Source organism: Guyparkeria sp. SB14A, assembly GCF_005096345.1.
Classification (GTDB): domain Bacteria; phylum Pseudomonadota; class Gammaproteobacteria; order Halothiobacillales; family Halothiobacillaceae; genus Guyparkeria; species Guyparkeria hydrothermalis.
Window position 1 is genome coordinate 1 of record NZ_SWAW01000057.1, and the last position, 4,676, is coordinate 4,676.

Genomic DNA, 4,676 nt, shown 5'->3' on the forward strand with positions numbered 1-4,676 from the left:
CTCGAGGTGTTAGCGCGGCATTCTGATGGATGTCCACGGGACCCTCCTGTCATGGATTGCTTGGTCGGCAAACTCAGCATCCATTGGATGGGTTCCGTGGACAACCTGTTGAGAGATCACACCTAGCGAACGGCTCGGAAAATCACGGAGCGGGAGTGATCGCGACGCAGCCGTCTGGCAACGGCCCCTCAGGCGCTCAGTTCGCGCCATTCCCCCGGGGCGAGTCCATCGAGGCGGTAGGGCCCGATCGCCACCCGGATCAGGCGTAGGGTGGGAAAGCCGACGTGGGCGGTCATGCGCCGCACCTGGCGATTGCGCCCCTCGCGCAGGGTGATCTCGACCCAGCTGGTCGGCACGCTCTTGCGGTAACGCACCGGCGGATTGCGCGGCCAGAGCCAGTCGGGCTCGTCGACCCGCTCGGCACCCGCCGGACGCGTGGGGCCGTCCTTGAGGGTCACGCCCTCGCGCAGGGCGCTCAATGCGGCCTCGTCGATCTCGCCCTCGACCTGGGCGAGATACACCTTGGCGAGCTTGTGGCGGGGGTCGGCCAGGCGGTTCTGCAGGCGCCCGTCGTCGGTGAGCAGGAGCAGGCCCTCGCTGTCGCGGTCGAGCCGGCCGGCGGGATAGACACCGGGACGATCGATCCAGTCGGCCAGGGCGGCCGCGGGGCTGTCCGGCTCCCGGGTGAACTGCGAGAGGCAGTCGTAGGGCTTGTTGAAGGCGATCAGGGTCATGCCGAACGCACGAGCGGGGCGTTCCAGGCCTCCCAGAGCTCGATCTGCGCCGGGTCGGCGCCGGCCGCGTCGAGCAGGGTAACCAGGGCATCCCGGTCGATCCCACGCCAGGGCTGCGGGGTCTCGGCCAGCGGCAGGTCGCAGACGATCTCGGTCAACCGCCGGGAGAGGCGCACCTGGTCCTCGTGTTCCTGGAGCAGCCGTTGGGCGCGTGGCGCGCCGCGAAACTTCATGCCGTAGACGGCCGAGAGGTTGTCGTAGATGCCGTCGATGCAGCCGTGCTTCCTCAGCAGCCGGGCGGCGGTGCGCGGGCCGATACCCGGCACGCCGGGGATGTTGTCGGCCACGTCCCCGGTCAGCGCCAGCCAGTCGGCGATCTGCGCCGGACGCACACCGAAGCGGCGCTCGACGTCGCCGTAGGCCATGACCGAGCCGCGCATCGGGTTGTACCAGCGGTCGTCCGGCCCCAATAGCTGGGCAAGATCCTTGTCGCCGGTCACGATGGTCACCGCCCGCTCGCGGTTGCGCAACCGGCCGACCAGCGTGCCGATCACGTCGTCGGCCTCGAAGCCGGCGTGATCCAGCGCGCCGAAACCCGCCGCGGCCGCCAGGTCCCGGCAGCGGGGAAATTGCTCGGTGAGATCGGTTGGGTGCGGCGGGCGATGCCCCTTGTAGTCGGGATAGATTGCCTGGCGATGCCCGCGCCCGCAGGGGGCGTCGAAGATGGCGGCGATGATCGGCGCCGGCTGGTTGGGCAGCCAGGTCGATTCCAGCAATGCCAGCAGGTAGTCGGCAAAGCCCAGCAGGGCGTTGACCGGCCGACCGGCACGATCGGTGCGTTCCTTGTCGTAGACGTGCCACGCCCGCCAGATCTGGGCGTGGGCGTCGATCAACCAGGCGCGGGATTGGGTCATCCGGCCACCGGCATCGGGTGCGGGCGGTAGGCCGCGCGGGCCACGCCATCGGCCTCGGCGGCCTTGGCGACCGCGGCGGGCAGGCGCTCGATCAGGCGCGGGTCGAACGGCTTGGGCAGGATGTACTCGGGGCCGAAGGTCATCGCGTCGAGATCGTAGGCCTTGAGCACCGACGCGGGCACGTCCTCGCGGGCGAGTGCGGCCAGCGCCTCGACGCAGGCGATCTTCATGTTGGCCGTGATCCGCCGGGCGCGACAATCGAGCGCGCCGCGGAAGATGAACGGGAAGGCCAGCACGTTGTTGACCTGGTTGGGGTAGTCGCTGCGCCCGGTGGCCATGATCAGGTCATCGCGCACCCGGTGGGCCAGCTCGGGCAGGATCTCCGGGTCCGGGTTGGCCAGCGCGAAGACCACCGGCTTGTCCGCCATGCTGGCGAGCATTTCCTCGCTGATCAGGTTGGGCGCCGACAGGCCGACAAAGGCATCGGCGCCCACCAGGGCATCGGCGAGCGTGCGCGCCTCGGTCTGCGCGGCAAAGCGGCGGTGATGCTCGGGCAGGTCATCGAGCCCCTCGTGGAGCACGCCGACGCGATCGACCACCAGCAGGTGCTCGCGCTTGAGACCCATGTCCAGCAGCAGGTTGAGGGTGGCCGTGCCGGCCGCCCCGGCGCCGACCAGCACCAGTTTCGCGTCCTCGAGGCGCTTGCCCTGCAGGCGCAGGGCATTGGTCAGCCCGGCGGCGATGATGATCGCGGTGCCGTGCTGGTCGTCGTGGAAGACCGGGATGTCCATCGCCTCGGAGAGCGCGGCCTCGATCTCGAAGCAGCGCGGCGCGCAGATGTCCTCGAGGTTGATGCCACCGAACGACGGCTCGAGCCGTCGCACCGTGTCGATGAAGGCCTGCGGGTTTTCCGCCTCGACCTCGAGATCGACCACGTCGATGTCGGCGAAGCGCTTGAACAGCACGCCCTTGCCCTCCATGACCGGCTTGGAGGCCAGCGGCCCGAGATCGCCCAGCCCCAGGATCGCCGAGCCGTCGGAGATCACCGCAACGAGATTGCCGCGCGCGGTGTACTGCCAGGCGGCGTCCGGGTCGGCGGCAATGGCGCGCACCGGCTCGGCCACGCCCGGCGAGTAGGCCAGGGCGAGATCGCGCGCCGTCTCGGTGGGCTTGGTGATCGCCGTGGCGATCTTCCCCGGCTGCGGGTAGGCGTGGTAGTCAAGCGCCTCTTGGCGCCGCTGATCGGCATCGGAACGTTGGGTCATGGGGGCCTGGACGGTGTTGGCGTGTCGCTGCAAATGACGGGCGCATATCTTATCAGCGCCCGCCGGGCGAGTCAGGACGATCGTCGGGCCTCCAGGCGCCGTCGGCGCTATGATGCGTGCATGTCCGCCTCGTCGCCCCTGACCGCCCGACCGCTCGCCGCCACCCTCCTGTTGGGCGCGTTGCTGCTGATCGCCTGGCTTGCCTGGGGGGCGCCCGCCGCCGACGACGGTGCCGAGCGGGTGATGTGGCTGGGCGGCGAGCGTTTCGAGATTGAACTGGCGACCACCCCCTCGAGCCGCCAGCGGGGACTGATGCACCGCTCGCCGCTGGCAGACGATCAGGGCATGCTGTTCGTCTACCCCGACGAGGCGCCGCGCTCGTTCTGGATGAAGAACGTCTCGTTTGCCATCGACATTCTGTATCTGGATGCCGACTGGCGCGTCGTGGACCGGCACGTGGCCGTGCCGCCCTGCCGCCAGGATCCCTGCCCCGGTTACCCGAGCCATGGCCCGGCGCGCTACGTGCTGGAACTGCCCGCCGGCACGGCCGGCCGCCTGGCGCTGGAACCGGGCACACGGCTCGAACCGCCCACGAAAAAGGCCCCGGACTGACCGGGGCCTTTGCCGTCGAGACGGAGGTCGCGCCTTACTGCTGCTGAGCCGGCAGGATCAGGATCTCGACCCGGCGGTTCTGCGCACGACCCTCGGGGGTGTCGTTGGTTGCGATCGGGCGACTGAAGCCGTAGCCGACCGGCTGCAGGCGGCTCGCGTCCACGCCGGAGCGGGCCAGGTAGCTGGTGACGCTCTGTGCGCGGTTGAGCGACAGGTCCTGGTTGTAGCTCGCCGAACCGGTCGAGTCGGTGTGACCCTCGACGCGTACCACGGTGTTCGGGTACTGCTGGATCGAGCGAGCCAGCTGGTCGAGCGCGCTGCGGAACTGCGGCTTGATGTCGGCGCTGTTGGTGTCGAAGGTGATCGACTCGGGAGCCTGCAGGCGGATGGTGTCACCCTGGCGCTGCACGTCCACGCCGGTGCCCTGCATCTCCTGGCGCAGTTGGCGTTCCTGCTCGTCCATCTGGCGGCCGACCAGGCCGCCGACGGTGGCGCCTACCGCGGCACCGATCAGGGTGCCGCCGGTCTTGTTGCCCGAGCCGGCGATCACGTTACCGAGAATCGCGCCGGCACCGGCCCCGATGGTCGCCCCCTTGGCGGTCTTGTCCTGTTCGCTGGTGTACGGGTTCTGCGCACAGCCAGCGGCAAGCAGCGCACTGGCGGCAACGGCGATCAACGTCATGCGTTTCATGTTCATCTCTCCTTGGATAATGGCCGGATCGGCCGGCCCCTCGACCGCTTTTGATCCGGCGAAATGTGTCACGCGGCCTTGCTCGACCGGTCGGCGGGCCTGTCAGCGCCCGCTGTGACCCCCGGAGATCCGGTTGGTTCCCCATGCAGCTTGCTTGGGGGACCAGCCGGGCCTGTCAGGGGATGTTAGTGCATTCACGCAACGCCGACACGAGCGCGTCGACATCGGCCACCTCGTGGGCGGCGCTCAGGGTCACCCGCAGGCGCGACCCTCCGGCCGGGACCGTCGGGGGACGGATCGCCGGCACCAGCAGGCCTCGCGCGTCCAGCCGGTCGGCCATCGCGACCGCCCGGTCGGCCTCGCCCACCACCAGCGGCTGGATCGGCGTGGACGAGGCCATCCGCTCGAGCCCACCCAGGCCAGCCACGCCGGCACGAAACCGGGCGACCAGCTCGGCCAG

At 69.8% G+C, this 4,676-nt stretch carries 5 protein-coding genes and 1 pseudogene; 1 reads left to right on the forward strand and 5 read right to left on the reverse strand.

The genetic code is table 11. The features are described 5' to 3' along the window. Nucleotides 1–188: 188 nt before the first annotated feature. Genes FAZ79_RS11155 through FAZ79_RS11165 form a run of 3 tightly spaced genes read right to left on the reverse strand, consistent with a single transcriptional unit; the run spans nucleotide 189 to nucleotide 2,913 of the window. Nucleotides 189–734, reverse strand: a complete 546-nt coding sequence (locus tag FAZ79_RS11155) for a pseudouridine synthase (protein WP_136868033.1) — start codon at nucleotides 732–734, stop codon at nucleotides 189–191. Beyond that, nucleotides 731–1,648 (reverse strand): 5'-3' exonuclease H3TH domain-containing protein, encoded by a 918-nt coding sequence (locus tag FAZ79_RS11160; RefSeq protein ID WP_136868034.1) that lies wholly within the window; start codon nucleotides 1,646–1,648, stop codon nucleotides 731–733. The genes FAZ79_RS11155 and FAZ79_RS11160 overlap by 4 nt, the downstream gene beginning before the upstream one ends. Further along, nucleotides 1,645–2,913 carry a malic enzyme-like NAD(P)-binding protein gene (locus FAZ79_RS11165; RefSeq protein ID WP_136868035.1) on the reverse strand — a complete coding sequence of 423 codons (1,269 nt, stop codon included), beginning with the start codon at nucleotides 2,911–2,913 and terminating at the stop codon, nucleotides 1,645–1,647. The genes FAZ79_RS11160 and FAZ79_RS11165 overlap by 4 nt, the downstream gene beginning before the upstream one ends. Before the next feature lie 120 nt (nucleotides 2,914–3,033). Between FAZ79_RS11165 and FAZ79_RS11170 the strand changes: the two genes are divergently transcribed. Then, nucleotides 3,034–3,525, forward strand: coding sequence for a DUF192 domain-containing protein (locus FAZ79_RS11170; protein ID WP_136868036.1), 492 nt, complete (start codon nucleotides 3,034–3,036; stop codon nucleotides 3,523–3,525). Between the two features lie 34 nt (nucleotides 3,526–3,559). Here FAZ79_RS11170 and FAZ79_RS11175 read toward each other — a convergent pair whose 3' ends face one another. Both FAZ79_RS11175 and FAZ79_RS11520 read right to left on the reverse strand, forming a co-directional pair. After that, nucleotides 3,560–4,216, reverse strand: a complete 657-nt coding sequence (locus FAZ79_RS11175) for an OmpA family protein (protein WP_136868037.1) — start codon at nucleotides 4,214–4,216, stop codon at nucleotides 3,560–3,562. A gap of 175 nt (nucleotides 4,217–4,391) precedes the next feature. After that, nucleotides 4,392–4,676: pseudogene (locus tag FAZ79_RS11520) on the reverse strand (8-amino-7-oxononanoate synthase); the annotation flags it as partial.

Bases quoted from the DNA above. Each gene is read 5' to 3' on its own strand.
- FAZ79_RS11155 (WP_136868033.1), bottom strand. From the start codon at position 734: ATGACCCTGATCGCCTTCAACAAGCCCTACGACTGCCTCTCGCAGTTC.
- FAZ79_RS11160 (WP_136868034.1), bottom strand. From the start codon at position 1,648: ATGACCCAATCCCGCGCCTGGTTGATCGACGCCCACGCCCAGATCTGG.
- FAZ79_RS11165 (WP_136868035.1), bottom strand. From the start codon at position 2,913: ATGACCCAACGTTCCGATGCCGATCAGCGGCGCCAAGAGGCGCTTGAC.
- FAZ79_RS11170 (WP_136868036.1), top strand. From the start codon at position 3,034: ATGTCCGCCTCGTCGCCCCTGACCGCCCGACCGCTCGCCGCCACCCTC.
- FAZ79_RS11175 (WP_136868037.1), bottom strand. From the start codon at position 4,216: ATGAAACGCATGACGTTGATCGCCGTTGCCGCCAGTGCGCTGCTTGCC.